The following is a 25,517-nucleotide window of genomic DNA, read 5'->3' as shown; positions in this document are numbered from 1 at the left end:
AATTATCGTGAGCATTCAAGTTAAAAATATTCAGAAACAGTTTGGCGAATTTCAAGCCTTGAACAATGTCAGCCTGGACTTTAACAGCGGCGAACTGGTGGCCTTATTGGGCCCCTCGGGCTGCGGTAAAACCACTTTGCTGCGCATTATTGCGGGTCTTGAACGGGCCGACGCTGGCACAGTGATTCTGGATGGTGAAGACACATCCGATACCCATGTCCGTGACCGAAATGTGGGGTTCGTGTTTCAGCACTATGCCCTGTTCAAGCACATGACTGTATTCGACAACGTTGCATTTGGCATGCGAATGAAGCCACGCAGCGAGCGGGCAAGCAAGGCTGAAATTGCAGACAAAGTGCACAGTCTTCTAAAACTGGTCCAACTGGATTGGTTGGCAGACCGTTTTCCATCACAACTGAGTGGCGGTCAGCGCCAGCGAATCGCATTGGCCCGTGCATTGGCTGTAGAACCCAAGGTTTTGTTACTGGACGAACCCTTCGGCGCATTGGATGCCAAGGTTAGAAAAGAACTGCGCCGCTGGCTTCGTAAGCTGCACGATGAATTGCACATCACCTCTATTTTTGTAACACACGATCAAGAGGAAGCATTGGAAGTTGCGGACCGAGTGGTGTTGATGAACCAAGGCAATGTTGAGCAAATTGGTACGCCAGAGGAAGTGTATCAACACCCGGCTACGCCTTTTGTGTATGGCTTTTTGGGTTCCGTGAACTTGTTCAAGGGACGGCACATGGAGGGGGGCGTGCATGTGGGCGAATCGAACCTTGCACATGCCGGAACTGTGTTGAATCATGGCGGTGCGGTGTTGCCGGGGGCGGATGTTCTTGCATTTGCACGGCCGCATGAAATTGATATTCACACTGATTCTGAATCGACTTTTGGCGTGCCTGCCAAAGTGGTAAGAGTGTTGCGTTTTGGATTGAATACACGGGTTGAACTTGATTCAACCGATTTGCTGGCAACCCAGCACTTCGATGTCGAAATCAGTGCGGAGCGGGCCTCATATTTGAATTTACAGGAAGGTCAGTTGGTGCGTTTGTCGGCTCGACAACTAAAAATATTTGATGCGGTGGGTACAGCATGAATTTTCAACAGCTGCGAATTATTCGGGAAACTGTGCGGCAAGGTTACAACCTGACGGAAGTGGCCAATAGTTTGTACACTTCACAGCCGGGGGTATCCAAGCACATTCGCGATCTTGAAGAAGAGCTGGGCGTGGAGCTGTTCATTCGAAAAGGCAAGCGACTGATGGGGTTGACCGACCCCGGCAAGGAATTGCTGGTGTTGGTTGAGCGCATGTTGCTGGATGCAAAAAACATCAAAAGCCTGGCTGAGCAATACAGCAGCCGCGACGAAGGGCAGCTTACTGTAGTGACCACTCACACTCAGGCACGCTACTCCCTTCCTTCGGTGGTTGGTGAATTTAAAAAGGCATTTCCAAAAGTACACTTGCGCATGCACCAAGGCAGCCCAAAGGAAATTACCCAAATGTTATTGGACGGTCAAGCTGACATTGGCATTGCCACTGAGGTGCTGGGCAATGTGGATGATTTGGTTTCTTTTCCTTATTACCAATGGAAACACCAGGTGATTGTTCAGCAGGGGCACCCACTGCTTGGGCTTGCTGAGCCCACTTTACAAGATGTGGCGGAATATCCGATTGTGACCTATCAAGAGGGTTTTACTGGTCGAATAAAAATCGATGAGACGTTTAGTAAACTGGGGTTGACGCTGGATGTGGCCATTTCTGCCCTGGATGCAGATGTGATCAAAACCTATGTGGAGCTTGGGCTGGGCGTGGGTATTATTGCCAGCATGGCGTACAACCCTTTGAAAGACACAGGCTTGTCGGTGCTGAACGTAGAGGCTGATTTGCCTTGGAACACCACCAGCATTGCGATTCGCAAAGGGCATTACTTGCGGTCGTTTGCCTACAAGTTTATTGAGTTGTGCAACAACGATTTGACTGAAGCCCGGTTACTTGCGGCGTTGAACGATTCCGTTGCGTGATTGCGCATTGTGTTGGTTTCTTGAGCCCTCTCGTCGTGGTTCACTTGTTCCGCACTGAAAACCGCTTCTCGCCACCTCGTCGCGTATTACTTGCTCCGCACTGAAAGCCGCTTGATCCCTTGTTGAATTTATTCTTGTTCACCGAGCTCGGCAAAAAACATGGCCGAGTCTCGGTGTCGGCTTTCAGCCGCACACTGCGAATGAATTCAAACGGGGCGGTTTTCTTCAAGTGCGGACCAAGCAAATCCACTGCCGAGTTGGCTGAACCGGTGCTGACGAGTCTTTACCACAGTGGTCAATCGCGCATGCGTGATGAACCACCGGCCTGGTTGCTGGCCCAATTCAAGCCCAATCGGTAGCGATGTCCCAATTCAAGCCCAATCGGTAGCGATGTCCCAATCGTTTTGCCTTCAAGAAAACCTGCCCGTTTGAATTCACACGCTACGTTCAGCCGTAGGCTGACAATCCGATCGACCTTCAGTTTTGTCGAGCGGATTGAGTCAGTGTGAATTTCAAAAAGGGATCTACAGGTTTTCAGGCGAAAGATTGGGACTCGCGCCGATTGGGTGTGTAACTCACGCCGATTGCTCACTCAACCGTCGCTCAGTTCCGGAAGTACTTCCTCGACCGATACACCAGCGCCTCGCCTTCCCGAAAATCGCAGCGCAACACCTCGCCCACCATAATGAAATGGTCGCCTTCATCATGGCGATTGCGCACTTTGCATTCAAAATGCGCCAGGGCGTCTGGAATCAGCGGCGCGCCGCCCAAGCCTTCAATCACCTCAAGGCCTGCAAACCGGTCGCCCTTGAATGTCGAAAAGTGGTGCGAAAGTTCTTCCTGGTCAGCAGAAAGCACACTGACACCGTAGTGCGTGGCCGCTGCGAATGCATCGTGGCTGCTGGCTTTTTTGGACAGGCTCCACAGTACCAAGGGTGGGTGCAATGAAACCGAGTTGAATGAATTGGCGGTCACACCCACATACTTGCCATCGGCATTTTTGGTGGTGATGATGGTGATGCCCGTTGCGAACTGGGCCAGTGCTTGCCGAAACAGATGCGCGTCTAGCTCGGCGTCGCCTTCGCGTTTCTCGGCGCGAATGAATTCGGGTTTGGCAGGTGATTGCATGGGGTACTTCTTTTGTATCGAATGGCCTCATTGTGCCAAACAAGTGATTGAATTGCTGGAATTGAGGTTCAAATCGTGGTTTTCAGGCCCATGTGCTTGAAATGATTTAAAATACGGCCACTTTTGAATCCTGGGCCCCTGTGGCCAAAAAGGCTTTTTCCTTGAGCGCACTGTCTTTCAAACTAAAAACCAAATCGGGCAATGCCCGCCGCGGCGAAATTACCACGGCACATGGCGTTATTCAAACACCAATTTTTATGCCAGTGGGCACTTACGGCACCGTGAAAGGCATGACGCCGCGCGATTTGAACGAGATCAATGCCCAAATTATTTTGGGCAATACCTTTCATTTGTGGATGCGGCCTGGCCTGGACATCATGGAAAAGTTCGGCGGCTTGCACCAGTTCATGGGGTGGAAAGGACCGATTTTGACTGATTCCGGCGGCTTTCAGGTATTCAGTTTGGGTGCCATGCGCAAAATCAAGGAAGAGGGCGTGCATTTCCGCAGCCCGGTGAATGGGGACAAACTGTTCCTGACACCCGAGGAAAGCATGCGTATTCAAACCGTGCTGAATTCCGATATTGTGATGATTTTCGATGAGTGCACGCCATACCCCGCCACCCACACAGAGGCGCGGGTCTCCATGGAAATGTCCATGCGCTGGGCGCAACGTTCCCGCGATTCATTCGATGCGCTGGGCAATCAAAATGGTTTGTTCGGCATTGTTCAGGGTGGCATGTATGAAGACCTGCGCGACATTTCCCTGAAAGGCTTGGAAGAAATTGGTTTTGATGGGTATGCAATCGGCGGCCTTTCTGTGGGTGAACCGAAAGATGACATGCAGCGAATTTTGGCGCACACAGCGCCGCAGTTGCCTGAACACAAACCACGTTATTTGATGGGTGTGGGTACACCCGAAGATTTGGTCAATGCAGTGGGCAAAGGCATCGACATGTTTGATTGTGTAATGCCCACCCGCAATGCGCGCAATGGCTGGCTGTTCACGCGCACAGGCGACATTCGAATTCGCAACGCGAAATTTCGAAACGACGAAAGCCCGCTGGATGCCACCTGCGCCTGCTACACCTGCAAGAATTTTTCGCGCGCGTATTTGCACCACCTGGACCGCAGCAAAGAAATTCTGGGTGCGCATTTGAACACCATGCACAACCTGCACTATTACCTTGAGTTAATGGGTGAAATGCGCGAAGCGATCGAGCAAACCCGCTTCGATGAATTCGTTAAAGAATTTCATGCGCATCGTGCGGCAAACAGCCAAGTGAGTGATCAACCGCTTGCTCAGTAGGCTTTAATCCGTACTGGTCCAGAATCAACAACACCTGGTGTTGCAAGTCGATTACTTCGACCATTCTGCAATTGGGTGCCGCTCCAATTTCGGCCAATCGCTGGCTGGTTTTCAGTCGGCCATTCAGCACTTGCCGTTGGTCGCCCAACACCGGAACGCTGGGTTCCCACTGCGCGTTCTCGATGGCGGTCAGCGAACTGACTGCAAAGCCAATGGTTACGCCATGCGCATTGATCAGCAAGATACTCGATTCTTTGCTCAAGCTTTGGCGTGCTGCACCCAGCCACTGTGCCAGGTCGAACACAGGCACAGATTCATCGCGGTGCGTCAGCATGCCCAGCATTGGATTACTGCGTTCGAATATTTCAATGTCGGCGCGGTAGGGCAAGACTTCACGAACTTGGTCAATCGGTGTAGAAAACTCGGTGTCCAATCGGTACACCATCAGCCTGTCCAGATCTGCAGCTTTTCTCGCGGAACCGTCCGCCACATTTTGCTGTGCTGACGCATTGGCTTTGGCCAAAATGTTTGCAAGTTCAAGCAGTTCCTGGTCCTCACAAATACTTGAGCAAGACAACACAAAATACTGGGGACCTCGCTGTGAATGGGCATCGCTTTTTTCAAATGCAGTGCATGGCAAAGCGCCCTGAAGTTGAGCAGCCTTGCTCAAGCCAAAGGGGGGCAGGGCGAGTACTGCATTTTGAGCAACATGAACAATGTCCAAGACACGGTCGATCAAAAATGCCAACGGATTGTTGTTGATTCGAAGCACAAAGGCTTGTTGTGTTTGCTGCGTTGTTCGCTGCCCTGCACCCATGTCCAGATAAGCTGCCAGATCAATCGCTGGAATGGTTTGTTCGCGGTAGTTCAGGTTGCCCTTGTAATACCCACCTGCATATTCACTGGGCAAAAGTACCGGGTTTACCACAGTGGTTTCAATGTCTTTGGGATTGACTGCAAACAGGGTGGAGGCACTTTGCATCAACATCAAAGGTGCGCGAGTGTTCACTGCAACATCGTCAGTCGATGTTTGCTGTTCCAACGATTGGCGGTGGGGCTCTGGGTCCTTGGCCTTGGGCAGGCCGGGAAGCCTGAACAGTGCAGCTGGATCAAGAACACTTACCAATTGGTTCAGTTCAGTGTTCATCAAGCTGCCTGCGAACACCCCAGCGATCGGATCCGATGAGTTCACTGGATGCACATCAGCCGGGTCTGCGAAAAAAAGTGCCTTGACTTGATCGGCGATCAGGCCAAGCAAATGGTCTTCATGCGCAACCAGCAGAATACAGCCAGGGGCATACACGTGGCCGGGTCTACCCAACAGACACTCCATGTCCAGCACTGGAATGCTGACGCCACGCAAGTTCAGCCCACCCTTCACCCAAGCTTGTGGGCACGGCAAGGCCTGAAGTGAATGAAATGGCACCACTTCGCGAACCGATTTCATCGACAAGGCCAGTGTCATTTCGCCAATGCGAAACGAACCGAAGCCCTGTTCGTAACGGGTCAACTCGCTCATGCGGTTTGATTGCCTGTGTGCTTGGTCAATCCGCCTGTAAGTTCTTCAATCAAACGGTTCACCGCAATGGCCAGATCGCGTTGCTGCTCGGCTGAATGTGTAATTTGTTTCACGCTTTCGCCGGTTTCAGTCACGCTGCTTAAAATTCCTTCAAAGCTGTGTGCTGCGTTCTGGCTAACCTCAACCCCTTCTTCAACCTGTGCCACTGATTCTTCAATCAACGTAGAAATTTCACGCGCAGCACTTGAACTGCTTTCAGCCAGCTTGCGTACTTCGGCTGCCACCACCGAGAAACCCACGCCGTGTTGCCCGGCGCGCGCCGCCTCAATGGCCGCATTGAATGCCAGCAGATTGGTTTGGTTCGCAATGTCGCCGATTACACGAACAATCTCCGACACCTTGCTGGAGCTATTCTGAATGGCGTGGATGGCCGCGATGGATCGCTTTAATTCCCGGCTGCCCAAATTGGCTGCATCCAGTCCTTTTTGCGCCAACTGGGTTGCTGTATTCGAGTTGCCTGCAATGGTAGTAATGCTTTCGACCAATTTTGAAACACGATCACGCATTTCAGTCGACTTCTTGGTGATGCCTTGTTCCAGCATCACTTCCTTCGTTACGTCGTAGGCATATTTCACCACTTTGGTCACATTGCCGTTCAAGTCCATGATCGGGTTGTAGGTGGCCTGAATCCAGACATCGCGGTTGAATTTGCCCACGCGGTGAAAACGACCACTCACGAATTTGCCTTCATTCAGTTTCAGCCAGAAGTCGCGGTACTCTTCACTTTGTGTGTATTCCAGTGAACAGAAAATACTGTGGTGTTGGCCTTGAATTTCGCGCGAGGTGTATCCCATTGCGTTCAAGAAGTTGCGGTTGGCTTTCAGCACATGGCCATCCAGATCAAATTCGATCACGGCCTGCCCCAGGTTGATGGCCTCTACTTTCGCTTCGAATTCAGAATTTTTCAGTTTGCTTTCGGTGACGTCACTTGCGAACTTCACCACCTTCACCAGGTTTCCACGCGGGTCATAAATCGGATTGTAGGTGGCTTGAATCCAGACCTCAGGATTGCCCTTGGCCACGCGCTTGTATTCACCCGACTCAAACTGCCCGCGGCCTAGGCTTTCCCAGAACGCCTGGTATTGCGGTGTGGCTGCATAGGCCTGGTCAACAAACATGCGGTGGTGACGGCCAATGATTTCTTCCGCGGAATATTCCATCAGATTCAAAAAGTTATTGTTGGCCGAAAGCACCTTGCCTTGCATGTCGAATTCAATCACTGCCTGTGATCGATCAATTGCACCCAGCTTGCCTTCAGAATCCAGACGAGAAAGTTTCGATTCCGTGATGTCTTGTAACATCAGCACCACTTTGATCAACTGGCCCTCAAGCCCGATCACAGGGCTACGTGTGCCTGAAAGCCACACTTCTTTACCGCCAACGCCTTTGTATCGGAATTCACCAGCCAGGTTCTTGCCGTCGCGCAGGTCGTTCCAGGTTTTGAAATGGCTGCTGTCATTGCGCTCTTCATCAAACATTAGAAAAGATTCTGATTTGTCTGCAAGGTCTGTTGCACTGTAGCCCAGTGCTTTCTGCATCAGCTCATTGCTGTTCAAAATCTTGCCTTCGGCATTGAATTCAACAATGCAACTGGTGCTTGAAACGGAATCCATGCGCGCCTGGGTTTCAATGGCATGAAGCTTCGATTGGGTAATGTCGCTGCAGAACTTGATGACCTTGATTGGGTTGCCTTCAAGATCAAGAATTGGGTTATAACTGGCTTGAATCCAAATGCGCTTGCCATGATTGCCCACACGCAGGTATTCGCCAGAATCGAATTCACCTTGGCCCAATTTGCGCCAGAAGGTACGGTATGCGCCGCTGCTGGCCTCTTCTTTGTCCACGAACATGCTGTGGTGTTGGCCCACAACATCGTTTAGTGCGTAACCGGTCAAATTCAAAAAATTGTCATTGGCATGCAAAATATGGCCGCCCAAATCAAACTCGATAATTCCTTGTGACCGGTTCATGGCGCTTACTTTGCCGTCGTCTTCAATTGCTTTTGTTTTTGCCGCTGTAATGTCACTGGCAAATTTAACCACTTTCACTGGCTTGCCATTTACACCAATGATCGGTGTGTAAGTGGCTTGCAGCCACACCGGGCGCCCCTGTTTGTTTATGCGCATGAACTCGCCTGATTTAAATTCACCCTGGGCCAGCGCTGCCCAGAAGTGCTTATAGTCTTCAGATTCCGCGTGGTTCTTTTCGCAAAACTGGCGATGGTGCTGGCCCACAATTTCTTGCAGCCGGTAGCCCATGGTGTTCAAGAAGTTGTCGTTCGCATTCAGTATTCGACCCGATGTGTCAAATTCAATTACAGCTTGAGTTTTGTCAATTGCGGCCACTTTGCCTTCATTCACCAGCGATTTGCTTTTCGCCTGCGTAATGTTGCTTGCAATTTTGATGACAGATATCAAATCGCCGTTGTCATTTCTAACCGGGTTATAACTGGCTCGGATATACACCTCTTGACCCTGCGAGTCGAGCCGCAGAAATTCGCCGTCTTGAAACTCGCCAGTCCGAAGTTTGTTCCAGAACAATTCGTATTCGTCTGATTCCACGGTGTCGGGCGTGCAAAACATGCTGTGGTGTTTGCCAAGTACATCAACTTCGGAATACCCGAATACTTGCAGAAAGTTTGGGTTGGCGTACAGAACCTGACCATTCAGATCAAATTCGATACAAGCCTGGCTCGCGGTGAGCGCGTCGAATAAATGGGCACGATGGCTCGGGTTGCTTGCGAGTTGTTCGGTATTCAAAGTCATGGCTTGCCTTCAATTGGATAAGGGTTGGCACTCTCTATATGACTTTTATTTTGTCTTTGATCAAAAACTACGATCACCCAATTAAGGGGGGAAAAGCTGGGCAATTGTAGCAATTGGACGTTTTGGGAATCCCTTTTTAGGGGGGAGGGGTGGGGAATGTATCTGCTTGTCTTTCAGTTTGGCGTAAGTTTTCGCTTTGATACTCGTTCGCAAGCCTAAGCCCGGAGGGATGTGACCCTGTATTCCGGGAATTGGGGTAACAACAACCTTAAAAAAGGAGACAAGCGATGAGCAACCCAAAGGGCGGTGATGCCTACTGGAAAGCGACGATCGGCCTGTTGACCAAGATCATGATCGTGTGGTTTTTGGTGTCTTACGGCGCTGGCATTCTGTTTGTTGAGCAACTCAATCAATTCAGCGTCGGTGGTTATCCACTGGGCTTTTGGTTTGCCCAACAAGGTTCTATTTACGCTTTCATTGTTCTCATTTTCTATTACGCAAAGAAAATGGGCGAGATTGATCGCGAACACGACGTCGACGAACAGTAAGGAGACCATTAAATGGATTTGCAAACAATCACCTACGTTATCGTGGGTTTGAGTTTTGCGCTGTACCTCGGTATCGCGTTCTGGGCCCGTGCTGGCAGCACGGGTGAATTTTATGTGGCTGGCGGTGGTGTTCACCCGGTGGCCAACGGCATGGCGACTGCGGCTGACTGGATGTCTGCCGCTTCATTCATTTCCATGGCGGGTTTGATTGCCAACATGGGTTACGGCGGTTCCGTATTCCTGATGGGCTGGACAGGCGGTTATGTGTTGTTGGCGATGTTGCTGGCACCTTACCTGCGCAAGTTCGGCAAGTTCACGGTACCCCAATTCATTGGTGATCGTTACTACTCCAACACAGCACGTACAGTCGCTGTGATCTGTTTGTTGGTCGCTTCCATTACCTATGTAATCGGCCAGATGACAGGCGTGGGTGTGGCATTCTCCCGATTCCTGGGTGTGTCTGCTGAAGTGGGTATTTATGTCGGCATGGGTATTGTGTTCATGTACGCTGTATTCGGTGGCATGAAGGGCATTACTTACACGCAAATTGCACAGTATGTTGTGCTGATTTTCGCTTACACCATCCCCGCAATCTTTATTTCCTTGAACCTGACAGGCAACCCTCTGCCGCAATTGGGTCTGGGTTCCGACATGCTGGCCAATGGCCAACCCATGCTGGCCACCTTGGACAAAGTGGTGACAGATCTAGGTTTCAGCACTTACACCACCACACCGGCGGGTAGCTATCTGAACACTTTCTTCTACACCATCAGTTTGATGATTGGTACAGCGGGTCTGCCCCACGTGATCATCCGCTTCTTCACAGTGCCTACTGTGAAAGACGCGCGTTCGTCAGCCGGTTGGGCATTGGTGTTTATTGCGATTCTGTACACCACAGCACCTGCTGTTGGCGCAATGGCCCGTTACAACCTGCACGCCACAGTGAACACCAACGTGGTCACCGGTGGTGATTTGTTTGCACCTGAAGCGCAACTTCCAAACGAACAGAAACCAGCTTGGATGGGTCGTTGGGAAACCACGGGCTTGCTGACTTTTGAAGACAAGAACGGCGACGGTCGCATTCAGTATTACAACGACAAGTCCAAAGACGAGGCATTCCTGGCCAAGGCTGAAGCCGCTGGCTGGAAAGGCAGCGAGATGACAGTGAACGCCGACATTATGGTGCTGGCCAACCCTGAAATTGCGTTGTTGCCCAACTGGGTAATTGCCTTGGTGGCTGCGGGTGGCTTGGCTGCTGCGCTGTCGACTGCGGCGGGTTTGTTGCTGGCGATTTCGTCTGCGGTGTCACACGACTTGATCAAGGGTGTATTTAACCCCAATATTTCTGAAAAGAACGAATTACTGGCCGGCAAGATTTCCATGGCTGGCGCGATTGTTCTGGCCGGTTATTTGGGCTTGAACCCGCCAGGCTTCGCGGCCGGTACTGTGGCCTTGGCCTTCGGTATTGCAGCATCATCATTGTTCCCAGTGATCATGATGGGTATTTTCTCCAAGACCATGAACTCCACAGGCGCCATCGTGGGTATGTTGACTGGTTTGGTCGTAACGCTGTTTTACGTGTTTGCACACAAAGGCATCTTGTTCATCAAGGGCACTGAGTATGTTGAACTTGTGGGTGGCACCAACGGTTTCTTCGGCATCACGCCTGAAGCCTTCGGTACCGTGGGCGCGATCTGTAACTTTGCCATCGCCTACTTGGTGAGCAAGGTTACGGCACCACCTCCAGAGCATATTCAGCACTTGGTTGAAAATGTTCGTACCCCACGTGGTTCGGGCATGGCGACCGGTCACTGATTGACTAATTAACAATAACCACTGCCTTCACTGAAAGGCAGGGCGCAGGAAGTTTAAAAGCCCGGTGAGAAATCACCGGGCTTTTTGTTTTCTAGAGTAAACCTTTTACTACCACACTTAAAAAAATGCTCCAATGCTGGAAAATTGGGCCTGTACCCAAGGGTGGCTGGCCAATGCGGCGATCAACAAACCTACCAGCAGTACCAGGCCAAAAGGCTTGAGCGGGCTTGTTTTTACGGGGCCAGCAGGTTTAACGGATTTAACTTGTGTTTCGGCATGTTTTGCAGACGTTGCAGGTTTTGTGGTTTCAGCGTCGTCCATGGGCAGGCTGTTTTTGACCTTGTCTGGTACCACTTTGCCTAAAAACCACATTGCAGCTGAAATGACCACCAAGTCATCGGTGATGCCAAACAGCACCAGAAAGTCGGGGATCAGGTCGATCGGGCTGAACAGGTAAAGCACCACAGCCAGCATGAACCCCTTGATCCATTTGGGCGTGTCGGCATGGCGAAACGCATGCCAGAGCATGCGGCCATGGGTTTTAAGTGCTTTGAGTTTGGTCAGAATCGGAAAAAAACGAGTAAACATGTGCAATACCCAGCAAGCAAAAGAGGCCCTATTGTGAACCAAGCACCTTTGATGATCCAGCATTCATGCCGCATACCTGTGCGCTTGGCTGATTGTTTTGCCCTGTACACCCGCTTGAAGGCGAATGAATACATTCACAGCGATGCAGTAATCGCACCCATCACAAACATAGAAATGATTCAGGGCAAATCGTTCAATGAAGTGGGCGATATACAGCGAATCACGTTCAAGGGTGGCGCAATTATTGATGAAGAAGTTTTGGCTTTTGTCCCCAACAGGCAGTTTGTTTACAAGGGAACCGGTTTTAGCCAGCCTTTGTTGAATTGGCTTGACCATGCCAAAGGTTCGTTTGAATTTGAGAAGGATGGCGACGGCACCCTAGTGACCTGGCGTTATCTGTTTTATTTAAAAACCGGCTTGGGCCACACGCCCAAGCGAATCGTATTTAAAGCGCTGGTGGTGGATTTGATCTGGCACAGAATGATGACCAAAACCTTGGTGAACCTGACCCAGATCATTACCCTGCGCGCTATGCAAACAGGAAAAAAGTCATGAATTCAATTTTGAAAAATAAGGCCAGTGTTGCCGCAATCTTCGGTGCAACATTTTTGGCGTTGGGGATTTTATCGCCCACACAGGCGCAAACTGTAAGCGGCCAGGAACCCAATATTTGCGTGTTTGATTTGTTGGGCGCAAAAGGCCCTATCTACAACCTTGCACAAGAATACGCCCTGGAAGGTCGAAAGAATGGTTATGGTTTCAGGCCTGTGGTGTACACCAATGAGTCGGTTGCAGCCAAGGATTTCGAAATAGGTGCCTGTGATGGTTTGGTGGCCACGGGTATTAGAACCCGCAAGTACAACAGCTTCACAGGCAGCCTGGACGCTGTAGGCGGCTTGCCCAACTATGACGCAGTTTTGTTGGCGTTGAAATCAATGGGTAGCCCTCAGTTACAGTCCGTGATGCAGCAAAGCGATTTCGAAGTGGGCGGTGTGTTGCCTTTTGGCACTGCGTATGTGTTTGTACGCGATCGTGAAATCAATTCACTGGCCAAGGCAGCCGGCAAGCGCGTGGCCGCGCTTTCACATGATGAATCGCAGCGTAAGTTGATTGAGCAGGTGGGTGCACAGCCGATTGCCGCCGATGTGTCGAATTACGGTTCTATGTTCAACAACGGCGCGGTCGATATTATTGTGGCCCCTTCGATTGCCTATTCGCCGCTTGAGCTTTACAAAGGCATTGGCAAAAAAGGCGGCATTATTCAGTTGCCAGTGGCCATGGTGACCTACCAAATTATTTTACGGAAATCAAAATTCCAACCGGGTTCAGGTCAGAAGTTGCGCGCCTATGTTGCACAGGAAATGCCCAAGGCACTCGAGGCTGTCAAGAAAATTGACCGCCAGATTCCCGACAAAGCCTGGATGAAAATGAGCGATGCAGACAAAGTGGAATACACCACCATGATGCGTGAGGCACGAATCAGCCTAAGCAACGACGGCGTTTACAATGGCTGTGCGCTGCGCTTGCTGAAAAAGGTGCGTTGCTCAGTGAACGGCGCTGCATCCGAGTGCAGTTTGCCAGAAGGCTACAAAGTGGCCAACAGCTGCCCGATTCAGCCAATGTAAATTTATCCGACAAGTACTGGGGTGTCGGGAAGTTCGTTCTTGCCACCCCCGTCGTGCGGAAAGTGTTCAATCAGCTTGTCGCTGACCGCCGAAATACAGTTCATTGCACCTTCCTCAAAGTGCCCTTGGGCAAAGGACGCTTGAATGGCCTTGCACAAATCTTCCCAGTAGGTAGTGCCCACCTTCGCGTGAATGCCGCGGTCGGCCACAATTTCAATGGCATGGTCGGCCAGCAATACATATATCAACACACCGTTGTTCAGTTCGGTGTCCCACACATGCAGGTCACTGAACACCTCGACGGCGCGTTGCCTCGGGCTGAGGTTTTGCAGCAATGGTTGAAGCTCGAGCGAGCTTTCCACAGCGAAGCGTATTTCACCCGAGTGTTGGGTTTCACTGGCTTTGATGGTGTGCGCAATGTGCTCAAGGCGCGTGGGCGTGAAAATTTTGCGCACATGTCGTTCAGTCGTGGTTAGGTGGTTCCAGATTCGTTTCATGTTCATGTCCTGCTCCTCACCATCTTCCTGAGGCGCCACCGCCACCAAAGCCGCCGCCCCCGCCACCGAAGCCACCGCCCCCACCGAAGCCGCCACCTCGACCAAAGCCGCCACCCAGCCCGCCACGCCTACCCATTCCACCGGCATTGCCGAACAGGGTCAGGAATGCCGCAACAACCGCAGCCAGAATAGCAATAATCACCGTGCCTGCGAAAAACCACGCCACCGCAAACACCACGCCACCCGTGGCCAGTGCCGCCGGCAGTTTGCCAATCGCCTTGCGCAAGCCGCCACCCAGGAAAAGTGCCAGCATGAACAACAGGGGTGCCATTTCTTCAATCGGGTTGGAATTGCCACCCGCCTTGGCAGGTGTTGGTGCAGGCAGTGGTTCGCCTTCAATCACCTTGATCATTTGGTCCACGCCAGCTACCACGCCGCCTGCAAAATCGCCTTGGCGAAATTGCGGAACAATAATTTCTTCGATAATGCGATTTGCGGTGATGTCGGTTAACGCGCCTTCAAGGCCGTAGCCCACCTCAATGCGCAGTGCACGGTCTTCAAGCGCCACCACCAAAATTGCACCATCGTCGATACTTTTTCTGCCAATTTTCCAGCTTTCTGCCACGCGCAGGGCATATTGCTCAATGGTTTCCGGTTGGGTGGTTTGCACCAGCAAAACCGCAATCTGGCTGCCTTTGCCGGCTTCAAAAGTTTGCAGCTTCTGAATCAGCTCCGCTTGTTGTGGGGCACTTAAAGTGCCTGTTGTGTCGACCACTTGCGCGGTCAACTCAGGAACAGGTACTTCCGCTTTTAATAGCGAAGGGGCCAACACCACGAGTGCGCACAGGCAAAAGCGCGCAATGGCCATGTTCAGGTTTTGCATTATTTCGTGCCAAAGTCGACTGTGGGCGGTTTGGAAATTTCCGCCTCGTTTTCAACAGTGAAATTGGCTTTGGTGTCGTAACCCATCACCATGGCGGTCAGGTTATTCGGAAAAGAACGCACGGTTACGTTGTAGTCCTGCACCGATTTGATGTAACGGTTGCGGGCCACTGCGATTCGATTTTCTGTGCCTTCCAGCTGGGCCTGCAAATCCCGAAAACCCTGGTTGGCTTTCAAGTTTGGATAGTTTTCCGTGATCAACAGCAAGCGTGACAAGGCACCGCTCAGTTCGCCTTGTGCTTGCTGAAACTTGTTGAATGCCTCTGGGTCGTTGATCAATTCTGGCGTGGCTTGAATGGACGTGGCCTTGGAACGCGCCTCGACCACCTGAGTCAGGGTTTCCTGCTCAAAATTGGCCTCTGCTTTTACCACATTCACCAAGTTGGGCACCAGGTCTGCACGGCGCTGGTACTGGTTCAACACTTCGGACCAGGCGGCTGCTATTTGTTCATCGGTGGTTTGAATGGTGTTGTAGCCGCAGCCGCTGAGCGAGAGGGCAAACAGCAGGGCAAATACAGGCATTGCACGGGAAAGTACACGGTTCATTCAGACACTCCTTTGGGGTTGCTTGCTTTGATTGTGCAATTAAAAAAGCCCATGGTGCAACTGCAGCATGGGCTTTGGACATAAAAGATACTCTCGCCTTACTTCTTCATCATTTCGAAGAATTCGTTGTTGTTCTTCGTTTGGCGAATCTTGTCCATCAGGAATTCCATCGCAGCAATTTCGTCCATGTCGTGTAACAGGCGACGCAGCAGCCAGATTTTCTGGAGCAAATCGGGCTTGATCAGCAATTCCTCGCGGCGTGTCGATGAACGGTTGATGTTGATGGCAGGGTACACACGCTTTTCCGCCATGCGGCGTTCCATGTGGATTTCCATGTTGCCGGTGCCCTTGAATTCTTCGTAAATCACTTCATCCATGCGGCTGCCGGTGTCAACCAGTGCAGTTGCGATGATGGTCAGCGACCCACCTTCTTCAATGTTACGGGCAGCACCGAAGAAACGCTTGGGGCGGTGCAGGGCATTGGCATCCACACCACCGGTCAGCACCTTGCCTGAAGACGGCACCACGGTGTTGTACGCACGGGCCAGGCGGGTAATTGAGTCGAGCAGAATGACTACGTCTCGCTTGTGTTCAACCAGGCGCTTGGCTTTTTCAATCACCATTTCCGCAACTTGCACGTGGCGGGTTGCTGGTTCATCGAATGTGGAGGCAATTACTTCGCCGCGCACAGAACGCATCATCTCGGTTACTTCTTCCGGGCGTTCGTCGATCAGCAATACGATCAAGGTGATGTCGGGGTGGTTGGCTGTAATGGCATGCGCAATGTGCTGCAGCATCACGGTTTTACCTGACTTTGGCGGTGCCACCAGCAAACCACGCTGGCCTTTACCAATTGGGGCCACAAGGTCGATGATACGGCCGGTGTTGTTTTCTTCGCCGCGCATGTCGCGTTCCAGCTTCAGGGGCTGGTTGGGGTGCAACGGTGTCAGGTTTTCAAACAGAATTTTGTGCTTACTGGCTTCAGGCGCTTCGCCGTTCACCTTGTCTACTTTCACCAATGCAAAATAACGCTCGCCGTCTTTCGGGGTGCGAACCTCGCCTTCAATGCTGTCACCTGTGTGCAGGTTGAAGCGGCGAATCTGGCTGGGAGATATGTAAATGTCGTCTGGGCTGGCCAGGTACGATGTTTCAGGCGAGCGCAGGAAGCCAAAGCCATCGGGCAGTACTTCGAGCACACCGTCACCGAAAATCTGTTCACCATTTTTGGCGCGCTTTTTCAGGATTGCGAACATCAATTCCTGTTTGCGCATGCGGTTGGCGTTTTCAATTTCCAGGCCACCAGCCACTTCAAGCAGGGCAGAGACGTGTTGCGTTTTTAGTTCAGATAGATACATGTTTGGCTATTTGTGTAGGTGGCGAATGCCGCGAGGTAAACAGGTTAACGAAGGTTGGGAGTTTTTTACGTGGGGAGTTTTGAAGCCCGGCACACGCCGGGCAACTTCATTCTTATTGTATTACAGGTGGCTATCAATAAAGGCAGCCAACTGAGATTTCGACAAGGCACCCACTTTCGTGGCCACTACTGCACCGTCTTTGAACAACATCAAGGTAGGAATGCCGCGAATGCCATATTTGGCAGGCGTTTCAGCGTTCTCGTCCACGTTCATTTTCGCGATCTGCAGTTTGCCGTTGTATTCCGATGACAAATCATCAAGAATCGGTGCAATCATTTTGCAAGGACCACACCACTCGGCCCAATAGTCAACCAGCACGGGGCCGCTGGTTTTCAAAACATCGCTGTCGAAAGATGCGTCACTGACGTGTTTGATCAGGTCACTGCTCATTTAAATCCTCAAGTGGGTAATTGCTTTGGAGGGTATTCACAAAGCGTGTCTGGGTGATTAAAGCACACGCGCAGACAATGAAAGTTCTTCATTTAAGAACATGCTATTCTGAATGGTACAGCGAAATTGAACAAAAACACAAACAAACGCTTGTTTTCATGACCCTTACCTACACTCACCGCACGTTTTGACCCAACAGCCCATTGCCCTGGATCCACTTTTAGAAAGCCCTTTTCAGTCTGCTTTCGCCTGGCTTGAACAGGCGGGGTCTGGTTTTGCCGATGTGTTGTGGGTCATGCCGCGCATTGAAACGGTTTCAAGCTTTAAGCGGTGTTGGGCCCAGCACCATCACGGGCAGGCCAGCCTGGGGCCTTGGGTACAAACCGCTGACCGGCTAAGCCAGCCCGCTGCAATGGGGCCATGGTTGGCCTTGCAGGCTGACTTGGTTGGCGTACTGCGTGAACTGGCTTTGCTGGGTGGTGGGTCTTCGCGCATGCAGCTGTGGGGGCTTGCACAGGAATATCTGGAATTGGCCCTGCGGCAGGTGTTGGTGCAAAAACGCAACAGCACCGCGTTGGCCGAGTATTCAAACCACAATGCATTTGCGGCCGAAGAGGCACAAGTTGTCGCCACGCTTGCCCAAACCTATCACACAGAACTTGCCGCTTTGCTGCCCAAGCCTGCGGTGCCATTAACCCACAACCCCAAAACCATTGTTTGGTTTGACGATGGTGAAACCGTACCCGGTTTGTGGCTTGAGCTGTTCTACCCCAATGTACCTGTACAGGTATTCAAACTGCCTGCTGTAGAAGGTCCAATACCCTGGCAAAAACTGGGTAAAAAGCGGTTCGAACAACAACCCAGCCCGGTGGTATTACAAGTTGCACCCGACGAAACCACCCAAGCCCAACAGGCTGCCCGACAAATACTGGATTGGTTGAATACCGACCCCAACACTGAAATTGCAGTGGCGGTTCTTGATCGTTTGGCCGCCCGCCGAATGGTTGGTTTGTTGGCCGATGCGGGCGTGCTGGTCGACGACCGCACTGGTTGGCGCTTGTCGACATCGAACGTGGCAGGTTGGTTTGATCACTTGTTGCAACAGTATGCAGAACAGGGGCAGCTAAGCGATGTGACACAGCCTTTCACTGGCCAGCCGCTTGAACACTTCGAGCCTTGGGCATTTGGCAAAATCAGCGAACGCTACACATTGGCAAAGTGGGCCACTTCATTTTCAGAATTTTTTTCAAGGCATGGCCTTGATGAAGCCTTGCAACAGGATGAAGCTGGTCAGCAGTTACTGACCGCATTGGGGCTGATGCGCCAAGTACCCGCCCAAACTGAATTTGATGCCGACGAGTTTTTGGCCGCATGGCGCAGCTGGGCTGAATCGCAGCGCTTTCGGCCTTTGGACATTGAAAGCTCGGTGCGCATGGTGCCGCTGCTGAGTACCCGAATGCGGCAATTCAAACGCGTGTTGGTGCTGGGTTGTGCGCAATCACATTTTCAGGAAAGCCCACCTGGCCTGTTGCCGCCGGCGGTGGCACAGGAACTGGGTTTTCCCGGCCCAAGGCTTGCGCGCATTCAAAAAATTTCCGCATTGTATGAATTGCTGTTGCGCAGCGATCAGGTCACGCTACTGCACAGCGCCCAGGTGGCTGGCAAACCGGAAATGCTGCTGCCTGAATTAACCTGGCTGGACATTGTTTTAAGGCGCGCAGAAAACCTTGACCTGCATTGGTCGCCCACTTGGCACCACCAACCCGCACCCCTTGAAATTGAAGTGCGTGAGCAGCCCGAGCTGCCATTGAATTTAAGCGCTTTGGGCAATGGGGGGTCGTTGCCTGAATCGGTAAGGGTGACAGCGCTGGACGACTGGGCCGCCTGCCGCCTGCGTTTTGGTCTGAAGCATGCCTTGCCCTGGCCCCAGCAGCGTGAAGAAGGTGCCATGCGCTATGAACAATTGCGCGGCATTTTTGTGCACAAGGTGCTGGAAAAAACAGCACAGCACATGTCCCAGGCAGGCCAGGCTGTGAACCAGCTAGAGGCCTGGAAACAAGCCTTACTGGACCAAGCCCAAGCGGTGTGGGGCAAACTGGGACAGGATGACCGCGCCACCGTTTACCCGTTTCTGAAATTTTTTGATCAAATTGTGCCCCGTGTGGCAGGCAAGTTGATGGAGCGCCAAATTCAAGGCTGGCAGTTCAAAGGTGCTGAGCAACAAGTGGAAAATGCCCTGGTGCTTCAACCCAGTGGTACATCGCTCGCCTTGAAAGGCCGGGTAGACAGGCTGGATGCGCGGGGCGATGCCTTGGCCATTTCAGACATTAAATTCACCAACCCCACAGCCCTGAAAAAACGATTGGCCGACCCCTTAAGCCAGCCCCAGCTACCGGCTTACCAAGCAATGTTGCGCAGCCCCAATGCCCAGCTTGATTTTCTGGGTTTGCACAAAGACAACGTGGATTGGGTCAGCTTTCCGCCACTGAGCGATGAGCACCGCGAGCAGGGGTTCGAGTCTTGGGGCGAGGTGCTGCTCAGCGCACTTTCGCATGAACTGGATACTTTTTTCTCAGGCAAGGCTGTGTGGCAAGCCAACCCTGGCGATGCCTGTGAATGGTGTTCCGTGCGTGGTGTTTGCAGGCCAGAAAGCCGGTCGGAACTCAATGAGAACACCGCAGGCGAGGAGGGCGATGATGAGTGAATCAAACGTTAACTTCACCTCAATTGCCTGCAACCCTGCCCACAGTGTGGTGGTGGAGGCCTGCGCGGGCAGTGGCAAAACCTGGTTGCTCACTGCGCGCCTGTTTCGCCTGTTGCTGGATGGTGCCCGGCCCGATCAAATTCTGGCGATTACCTTTACCCGCAAAGCGGCGCAGGAAATGAAAGAACGCCTGTTCGGGCTGCTGCGGGAATGTGCCTTGGTCAACGACGAAAAACTTGTTGAGTTGTTAACCGAACGCGGCGCAGTTGCCAATGAGGCCAACCTGCAAAAAGCCCGTGCGCTGGCGGGCGAGGTGCTGACGAATTCCCGTGGTGTAACCATTGATACCTTTCACGGCTGGTTCGCTTCCTTGTGTCAAATGGCACCGCTGGCCAGCGGCTTTTCGCGGCAAAGTGAACCGACAGATCAAACCCTGTTCTGGATGGACGAAGCCATTGATGTGTTCACCGCAAACCTGCTGAATGAACCATCAGAATTGTTGAATGCCTTTGACACTTTGGCCTCGCAAATGGACCGGGCTGTGGTGCGGCAGGTGTTGTACAAGGCCTTGACCAATCGCGTGGCCTGCAGCCTGTGGTTGCACAACAGCGAAGCACCACCCTTGGGCTTTGTGTTTGGCATCGACCCCAGCGAAGAATGGCCAGTCGAGGTGTTGAAGAACAAGCATTACTTGAGCCAATGGCAACAGGCCGCAAACTGGCTGGCTTTGGGTACACCCAAGCAACAAAGCACTGCGGTGGAAATTGAACGCGCACTGACTGCCTTGCAAGCAGGCGAGGACAAGCTTGAAGTTTTTTCGCTTCTAAAAACAGTTTGTTTGACTTCCAAAAGTGAACCCAGCAAAACTTTCAGCAAGCCCACGGCTGGGCAAAAAGCTGCTGTGAACGAAGCGGATTATGTGCAAGTTCTTGAAGGCCTTGCCTTGCAAACTGCACAAGCCCTGCAACTGGAAAAAGACCAGCTTGACCTGCAGGCCACCGATGCACTGGCCAAGCTGATTGAGCCGCTATTCAAAACCTACAAGGCCATTAAAGACGAGCAAGGCATTTGCGATTTCGACGACCTGGAAGAAATTGCCTTGCGCATGTTGATGAATGACGAGCAACGCGCCTACATGCAGCAAAAGCTGGACACACGTGTGCGGCATTTGTTGGTGGATGAATTCCAAGACACCAACCCGGTGCAGTGGAACATTTTGAAACTGTGGCTGCAAGATTACAGTGGGGAAGACAAGCCCAGCGTGTTTTTGGTGGGTGACCCCAAACAATCCATTTACCGGTTCCGCCGCGCCGAAGCGCGCTTGTTCAACCATGCACGCAGTTGGCTGGTGGAAAATTTCAATGCAAAAACTTTGGAATCGGATTCAACACGGCGTTGCGCACAGGCTGTGGTGGATGTGGTGAACAAGGTGTTCGAGCCGGGGCAAACGCGGGGGCAAACCGCTTTCCGTGCACACACCAGTTTGGCAAAAGTGGACTCAGAACAAATTTTGAGTGGTTTGAATATTTACCCCAAGCTGTTGAAAGATGAGAGTGGTCCAAATGAGGCGGCCCCGGATGAAGCCCAGCGCGTGGTGCGAACCCTGCAACAGTGGTTGAACAACGGCAGCATTGAGCATTTAAGCGAAGTGATGGTGCTGGTGCGTGCGCACAAAAGTGGTGTGCCGCTGATGGCTGCTTTGCGTGAAGCTGGGCTGGCTTATACCATTAAAGACAAGGGCGAGCGTTACACCTCGCAGGTGTGGTCAGACACCATTGCACTGCTTGGATTTTTGAACGACCCCCATGCCAATTTGTACCTGTTGCAATTGCTGCGTTGTCCATTGATTTCGATCAGCTCGGTCCAGTTTCAAGAACTGATGCAAGCCGCCAAAACCACACAAACCACCACCGTGTGGGGCACGCTAGAAAACCTGGCGCAGCAGGGTGAAAAGCCATGGTCTGATTTGTACGCGCAACTTTCAGGGTGGCTTAGCATGGCGCGCGCCTTGCCGCTGTTTGAAACCTTGTCGACAGTGGTGGCCGACACCAACGCATCTGAAAAGTATTTGAATTCAGCAACACCGCGGCAACGCGTGATGATGGCCGAGCATTGGGACTGGTTGAAAGGCTGGGCATTGGGTTTGAACAAAGGGCGTTTTCCGAGTTTGCAACAAGCGCTTGAAGAAGCAATCAAGTTGCAAACCTATGCCAGTTCCGACAGCGAGGGCGCAGCCAACAACCCCGATGTGCTGCGCATTATGACCGTGCATTCTGCCAAGGGTTTGGAGGCCGACCATGTGTGGTTGTTCGATGCAAACTCTGCTCCCAAACCCGGTGGCAGCAATGCGGGTTTGCTAATTGACTGGGCCTTGGGTGAATCGCATCCGAATTCGGTCACAGTGATGAACAATTTGAGCAACCCAAGCCCAGGCAGGGCCGCTGCACAAGCAATTGAACAACAGGCTTATGCCGATGAGGAAGACCATTTGCTGTACGTGGCGCTAACGCGTGCACGGAATTCCATTCATCTAAGTGGCAGTGAAAAACGCGGCGCCAGCAAGGGCTGGTATGAACGGCTACTGCCTTTTGCTACGCAGGTGCATCAAGAGTGGCGGGAAGTACTGACCGATGCCACGAACACCGGCCAGCACCCTGCCCAAATTGAACTGGCGGGTTTGTTCGACCCACCCGCAGTGTGGGTGCGCCCACAATTCCCGGTGTTGCAAGCCATGAGCACACCCGTTGGCAAAGTTGTGCCAAAAATCACCTCGCCAGAATTGCGCAAGGGCACGGCCTGGCATGCCGCTCTGGAATGGGTGGATGAACTGGCCGAGAAGCCATTTGATGAATGGTGGGCGCAAATTCAGGTGCGTTGCGAAATGGTGTTCAGGCCCCTTCGGGATGATGAACTGCAACAGGTGCAACAGGCGTGCCGCATGCTGGTGAGCAAACCAGATTTGCAGCCCTGGCTGCAGGGTGCAGGCCGCAGTGAAAACCGGGTGTTTAATGAACTGGAATGGGTGCAGGGCGATGGGCGATCGTTGCGGGCCGACCGGGTGCTTGAATTGGAAGATCGTTTCCTGGTGCTCGACTACAAATGGGCCGTGAATTCACTGAATTTGCCCGGATACACCGGGCAAGTGCTTGAATACGTGGGTTTAGTTGACCTGACCCTGAACAAGGGCAGCAAGCCGGCCCCCACACAAGCTGCACTGATTGACCGGCACGGGGAAGTTCACTGGCTGACTTCGGTGTAGAATTCAGTCTGGCGGGCCTCCCCGCATGGCGTAGCGGCCAACCTGGTCAGGTCCGGAAGGAAGCAGCCACAACCGTGAAGTCAGTGCCGGGGTTCTGGCTCGCCTCTTGTTTTGGTCAAATCACTGGACCCAATCCGCATGAATCATTCAGTTTCTCAGGCTTTGGCTCGGAAATGGCGACCGCGAGACTTTGATTCGCTGGTGGGTCAGGCGCATGTGGTCAAAGCACTTTCCCACGCGCTTGATAATCAACGCCTTCACCACGCTTACCTGTTTACCGGCACCCGCGGCGTTGGCAAAACCACCATTGCACGAATTCTGGCCCGCGCGGTGAATTGCGAGGAAGGCATTAGCCGCACACCCTGTGGCAAATGCCAGGCTTGCGTTGAAATTAGCCAAGGCCGGTTTGTTGATTTGCTGGAAGTGGATGCCGCCACCAACACGCGCGTGGATGAGATGCGCGCCCTGCTTGAAAACGCCATGTATGCGCCCACCGCTGGCCGTTACAAAGTGTATGTAATCGACGAAGTGCACATGTTGTCGACCAGTGCGTTCAACGCCATGCTGAAAACGCTGGAAGAACCACCGGGCCATGTCTTGTTTATTTTGGCCACTACTGACCCCCAAAAAATTCCAGCCACTGTGCTGTCGCGCTGCCTGCAATTTGCCTTGCGTCAATTGCCGCCCGATCAGCTTGCAGACCACTTGGCCCACATTCTTTCGGAGGAAAAAATCGCCTTTGAGCCCGGTGCACTGCGCCTGTTGGCCAAGGCCGCCCGCGGCAGTGTGCGCGATGCACTTTCCCTGACCGACCAGGCCATTGCGTACAGCGCAGGCCATGTGGGCGAAGAAACAGTGCGAACCATGTTGGGTGCAGTGGATCAACAAGTGGTGCACCAGTTGTTGCAAGCTTTGGCCCAAGGCGATGGCAAGGCCCTGCTTGAATTGAGCAATGCGCTGGCCACCGCCAGTGCGCCATTTGGTGCCATTCTGGATGAACTGGCCGCCATTGCGTATCGACTTTCAGTGGCGCATTTCGCGGGTGGGCTGGATGCAGACGACCCCGACCAAGCTGCGCTGCAAAACCTGCAAGGGGCATTCGGTGCAGAAGATTTGCAACTGATTTACCAAATTGCCACCCACGCGCGTGCTGAATTGCACTTGGCGCCAGAAGAATCGATCGGTTTTTCCATGGCGCTGGTACGCATGTTGGCTTTCAAGCCGGGCGGGCAGGGTGGTGTTACTCGCGTTGCGCCTTTGGCCCCCTCGGCGGTGAAAGCGACAGTGCCAGTTCAGAAGTCGGCGCCCGCAGCATCGGCCAGTATGGCAAAAACAGCACCGCCAGCAGTATCCTTAGTTGCTTCTCAACCAACGCAGCCCGCTGCCGCCGAATTACATCCTGTAGTGCCGGCTGTAGTAACTTCGGCTGCTGCTTCAGCGCCTGCACAAACTGATAATTTCGATGAGTCGCCACCCTGGGACACCGCCGACGATGTGCCTGCCTCTAAATCCGCGTCGGCACAGGTCGCAGCCCCAATTGCGAAAGCGCCAGCCGATGTACCGAATGCGCCCATTTTGCCTTTCGCGCAACCCGCATTTTCACAATCCGCCAGCGGCGATTTGCCCAGTGCAGCCAATTGGCCACAAGTGTCGCAAGAAGTGCCGGCAAAGGGTTTGACCCGCCAGGCGCTGGTGCAGGCCGAACTGGTTGAAGCCAGCCGTGAAGGCGACACGCTGCAAATCAGCTTGCGTACAGCCATAAAGGCTTACACTGAGGTAAGCATGGTGACGCGGCTTGAAAGTGCGCTGGGCCAGTACTACGGTTGCGCTGTGCGCTTACAGGTTCAGTTCGGTGAGGTGCAGCAAACTGCGCATGCCGTGCAAAGTGAAACACGCAGGCAGGCCCTTGATGGTGCCAAACAAGCTTTGCAGGAAGACCCGTTTTTGAAAGACATACAGAACTTGATGGGCGCTACCGTGGTCTCAGGTTCAGAACGTACGCTGAGCAACACTGGCCCAGCCGACATTTGACAGGAGAAATTTGGATATGAACATGATGAAAGGTCAACTGGCCGGCTTGATGAAACAAGCCCAGCAGATGCAAGAAAAAATGGCCAAGATGCAGGCCGAGATTGGTGCCCTTGAAGTGGAAGGACAATCGGGCGGTGGCATGGTGAAGGTTGTAATGACTTGCAAGCACGATTGCAAGCGCATTACGATTGACCCCTCGCTGTTGGGTGAAGACAAAGACATGCTGGAAGATTTGGTGGCCGCTGCATTTAACGATGCGGTGCGCAAAGCCGAGGCCACAATGACTGAAAAAATGTCATCAGTGACTGCTGGGTTCCCCATGCCCCCCGGCTTCAAAATGCCATTCTAAA

At 52.5% G+C, this 25,517-nt stretch carries 21 protein-coding genes and 1 other RNA gene; 13 read left to right on the top strand and 9 right to left on the bottom strand.

Annotation, left to right across the window (positions count from 1 at the left end; all coding sequences use genetic code 11):
* The first annotated feature begins 7 nt into the window (after window positions 1-7).
* From NSP04_RS03330 to NSP04_RS03320, 3 genes are all read left to right on the top strand, one after another.
* Window positions 8-1,102: a sulfate/molybdate ABC transporter ATP-binding protein gene (locus tag NSP04_RS03330; protein WP_257510916.1), complete on the top strand. Its 1,095-nt coding sequence runs from the start codon at window positions 8-10 to the stop codon at window positions 1,100-1,102.
* Window positions 1,099-2,028, top strand: coding sequence for a CysB family HTH-type transcriptional regulator (locus NSP04_RS03325; RefSeq protein ID WP_257510915.1), 930 nt, complete (start codon window positions 1,099-1,101; stop codon window positions 2,026-2,028). The genes NSP04_RS03330 and NSP04_RS03325 overlap by 4 nt, the downstream gene beginning before the upstream one ends.
* Window positions 2,029-2,147: 119 nt before the next feature.
* Window positions 2,148-2,387: a hypothetical protein gene (locus tag NSP04_RS03320; RefSeq protein ID WP_257510914.1), complete on the top strand. Its 240-nt coding sequence runs from the start codon at window positions 2,148-2,150 to the stop codon at window positions 2,385-2,387.
* 244 nt (window positions 2,388-2,631) lie between these two features.
* Here the strand turns inward: NSP04_RS03320 and NSP04_RS03315 are convergent, their stop codons facing one another.
* Entirely contained in the window at window positions 2,632-3,156 is a 525-nt protein-coding gene (locus NSP04_RS03315; protein WP_257510913.1) for a flavin reductase family protein, read from the bottom strand.
* A gap of 161 nt (window positions 3,157-3,317) precedes the next feature.
* Between NSP04_RS03315 and tgt the strand changes: the two genes are divergently transcribed.
* Window positions 3,318-4,463 (top strand): tRNA guanosine(34) transglycosylase Tgt, encoded by a 1,146-nt coding sequence (gene tgt, locus NSP04_RS03310; protein WP_257510912.1) that lies wholly within the window; start codon window positions 3,318-3,320, stop codon window positions 4,461-4,463.
* Here the strand turns inward: tgt and NSP04_RS03305 are convergent.
* Both NSP04_RS03305 and NSP04_RS03295 read right to left on the bottom strand, forming a co-directional pair.
* Window positions 4,399-5,982 (bottom strand): chemotaxis protein CheW, encoded by a 1,584-nt coding sequence (locus tag NSP04_RS03305; protein ID WP_257510911.1) that lies wholly within the window; start codon window positions 5,980-5,982, stop codon window positions 4,399-4,401. The genes tgt and NSP04_RS03305 overlap by 65 nt on opposite strands.
* Window positions 5,979-8,807, bottom strand: a complete 2,829-nt coding sequence (locus NSP04_RS03295; protein ID WP_306815220.1) for a methyl-accepting chemotaxis protein — start codon at window positions 8,805-8,807, stop codon at window positions 5,979-5,981. Before NSP04_RS03295 ends, NSP04_RS03305 begins: the two co-directional genes overlap by 4 nt.
* A gap of 287 nt (window positions 8,808-9,094) precedes the next feature.
* Between NSP04_RS03295 and NSP04_RS03290 the strand changes: the two genes are divergently transcribed.
* The gene (locus NSP04_RS03290; RefSeq protein WP_257510910.1) at window positions 9,095-9,355 is read left to right on the top strand and encodes a DUF4212 domain-containing protein; all 261 of its coding nucleotides are present in this window, start codon (window positions 9,095-9,097) and stop codon (window positions 9,353-9,355) included.
* Window positions 9,356-9,367: 12 nt separating this feature from the next.
* Window positions 9,368-11,170 carry a sodium:solute symporter family protein gene (locus NSP04_RS03285; RefSeq protein ID WP_257510909.1) on the top strand — a complete coding sequence of 601 codons (1,803 nt, stop codon included), beginning with the start codon at window positions 9,368-9,370 and terminating at the stop codon, window positions 11,168-11,170.
* Window positions 11,171-11,287: 117 nt separating this feature from the next.
* On the opposite strand, the gene NSP04_RS03280 is transcribed toward NSP04_RS03285, so the two are convergent.
* The gene (locus NSP04_RS03280; protein ID WP_257510908.1) at window positions 11,288-11,758 is read right to left on the bottom strand and encodes a YkvA family protein; all 471 of its coding nucleotides are present in this window, start codon (window positions 11,756-11,758) and stop codon (window positions 11,288-11,290) included.
* Between the two features lie 33 nt (window positions 11,759-11,791).
* Here NSP04_RS03280 and NSP04_RS03275 point away from each other — a divergent pair, with 33 nt between their 5' ends.
* On the top strand, window positions 11,792-12,313 hold the full coding sequence (locus NSP04_RS03275; protein WP_257510907.1) for an SRPBCC family protein: 522 nt from the start codon (window positions 11,792-11,794) through the stop codon (window positions 12,311-12,313).
* A complete protein-coding gene (locus tag NSP04_RS03270) occupies window positions 12,310-13,383 on the top strand; it encodes a putative solute-binding protein (protein ID WP_257510906.1) in 1,074 nt (357 codons plus the stop codon). Before NSP04_RS03275 ends, NSP04_RS03270 begins: the two co-directional genes overlap by 4 nt.
* Window positions 13,384-13,385: 2 nt before the next feature.
* Here NSP04_RS03270 and NSP04_RS03265 read toward each other — a convergent pair whose 3' ends face one another.
* From NSP04_RS03265 to trxA, 5 genes are all read right to left on the bottom strand, one after another.
* On the bottom strand, window positions 13,386-13,886 hold the full coding sequence (locus tag NSP04_RS03265) for a TPM domain-containing protein (protein WP_257510905.1): 501 nt from the start codon (window positions 13,884-13,886) through the stop codon (window positions 13,386-13,388).
* Between the two features lie 10 nt (window positions 13,887-13,896).
* The gene (locus NSP04_RS03260; protein WP_371824988.1) at window positions 13,897-14,763 is read right to left on the bottom strand and encodes a TPM domain-containing protein; all 867 of its coding nucleotides are present in this window, start codon (window positions 14,761-14,763) and stop codon (window positions 13,897-13,899) included.
* Entirely contained in the window at window positions 14,763-15,368 is a 606-nt protein-coding gene (locus NSP04_RS03255; RefSeq protein ID WP_257510904.1) for a LemA family protein, read from the bottom strand. The genes NSP04_RS03260 and NSP04_RS03255 overlap by 1 nt, the downstream gene beginning before the upstream one ends.
* Before the next feature lie 98 nt (window positions 15,369-15,466).
* On the bottom strand, window positions 15,467-16,723 hold the full coding sequence (gene rho, locus NSP04_RS03250) for a transcription termination factor Rho (RefSeq protein ID WP_257510903.1): 1,257 nt from the start codon (window positions 16,721-16,723) through the stop codon (window positions 15,467-15,469).
* A gap of 120 nt (window positions 16,724-16,843) precedes the next feature.
* Window positions 16,844-17,173 (bottom strand): thioredoxin TrxA, encoded by a 330-nt coding sequence (gene trxA, locus NSP04_RS03245; RefSeq protein WP_257510902.1) that lies wholly within the window; start codon window positions 17,171-17,173, stop codon window positions 16,844-16,846.
* A 187-nt stretch (window positions 17,174-17,360) separates the two neighbouring features.
* Here trxA and NSP04_RS03240 point away from each other — a divergent pair, with 187 nt between their 5' ends.
* The 5 genes from NSP04_RS03240 (at window position 17,361) to NSP04_RS03220 (ending at window position 25,516) form a co-directional block, all read left to right on the top strand.
* The gene (locus NSP04_RS03240) at window positions 17,361-19,877 is read left to right on the top strand and encodes a PD-(D/E)XK nuclease family protein (RefSeq protein WP_257510901.1); all 2,517 of its coding nucleotides are present in this window, start codon (window positions 17,361-17,363) and stop codon (window positions 19,875-19,877) included.
* Window positions 19,870-23,136, top strand: coding sequence for a UvrD-helicase domain-containing protein (locus tag NSP04_RS03235; RefSeq protein WP_257510900.1), 3,267 nt, complete (start codon window positions 19,870-19,872; stop codon window positions 23,134-23,136). The genes NSP04_RS03240 and NSP04_RS03235 overlap by 8 nt, the downstream gene beginning before the upstream one ends.
* 10 nt (window positions 23,137-23,146) lie before the next feature.
* An RNA gene (gene ffs / locus NSP04_RS03230) (signal recognition particle sRNA small type) lies at window positions 23,147-23,243 on the top strand.
* Between the two features lie 31 nt (window positions 23,244-23,274).
* A complete protein-coding gene (dnaX, locus tag NSP04_RS03225) occupies window positions 23,275-25,167 on the top strand; it encodes a DNA polymerase III subunit gamma/tau (RefSeq protein ID WP_257510899.1) in 1,893 nt (630 codons plus the stop codon).
* A gap of 22 nt (window positions 25,168-25,189) precedes the next feature.
* Window positions 25,190-25,516, top strand: coding sequence for a YbaB/EbfC family nucleoid-associated protein (locus tag NSP04_RS03220; protein WP_040512993.1), 327 nt, complete (start codon window positions 25,190-25,192; stop codon window positions 25,514-25,516).
* The last annotated feature ends 1 nt before the right edge of the window (window position 25,517 follow it).

The sequence above is a fragment of the Limnobacter parvus genome (assembly GCF_024623725.1).
Classification (GTDB): Bacteria; Pseudomonadota; Gammaproteobacteria; order Burkholderiales; family Burkholderiaceae_B; genus Limnobacter; species Limnobacter parvus.
Note: the sequence above shows the minus strand (reverse complement) of the source record. Positions and strands in the feature narration are given on the sequence as shown.

Coding starts and splice junctions, on each gene's coding strand:
- NSP04_RS03325 (WP_257510915.1), top strand. CDS start 1,099: ATGAATTTTCAACAGCTGCGAATTATTCGGGAAACTGTGCGGCAAGGT.
- NSP04_RS03315 (WP_257510913.1), bottom strand. CDS start 3,156: ATGCAATCACCTGCCAAACCCGAATTCATTCGCGCCGAGAAACGCGAA.
- NSP04_RS03305 (WP_257510911.1), bottom strand. CDS start 5,982: ATGAGCGAGTTGACCCGTTACGAACAGGGCTTCGGTTCGTTTCGCATT.
- NSP04_RS03295 (WP_306815220.1), bottom strand. CDS start 8,807: ATGACTTTGAATACCGAACAACTCGCAAGCAACCCGAGCCATCGTGCC.
- NSP04_RS03290 (WP_257510910.1), top strand. CDS start 9,095: ATGAGCAACCCAAAGGGCGGTGATGCCTACTGGAAAGCGACGATCGGC.
- NSP04_RS03285 (WP_257510909.1), top strand. CDS start 9,368: ATGGATTTGCAAACAATCACCTACGTTATCGTGGGTTTGAGTTTTGCG.
- NSP04_RS03280 (WP_257510908.1), bottom strand. CDS start 11,758: ATGTTTACTCGTTTTTTTCCGATTCTGACCAAACTCAAAGCACTTAAA.
- NSP04_RS03270 (WP_257510906.1), top strand. CDS start 12,310: ATGAATTCAATTTTGAAAAATAAGGCCAGTGTTGCCGCAATCTTCGGT.
- NSP04_RS03265 (WP_257510905.1), bottom strand. CDS start 13,886: ATGAACATGAAACGAATCTGGAACCACCTAACCACGACTGAACGACAT.
- NSP04_RS03260 (WP_371824988.1), bottom strand. CDS start 14,763: ATGCAAAACCTGAACATGGCCATTGCGCGCTTTTGCCTGTGCGCACTC.
- NSP04_RS03255 (WP_257510904.1), bottom strand. CDS start 15,368: ATGAACCGTGTACTTTCCCGTGCAATGCCTGTATTTGCCCTGCTGTTT.
- rho (WP_257510903.1), bottom strand. CDS start 16,723: ATGTATCTATCTGAACTAAAAACGCAACACGTCTCTGCCCTGCTTGAA.
- trxA (WP_257510902.1), bottom strand. CDS start 17,173: ATGAGCAGTGACCTGATCAAACACGTCAGTGACGCATCTTTCGACAGC.
- NSP04_RS03235 (WP_257510900.1), top strand. CDS start 19,870: ATGAGTGAATCAAACGTTAACTTCACCTCAATTGCCTGCAACCCTGCC.
- dnaX (WP_257510899.1), top strand. CDS start 23,275: ATGAATCATTCAGTTTCTCAGGCTTTGGCTCGGAAATGGCGACCGCGA.
- NSP04_RS03220 (WP_040512993.1), top strand. CDS start 25,190: ATGATGAAAGGTCAACTGGCCGGCTTGATGAAACAAGCCCAGCAGATG.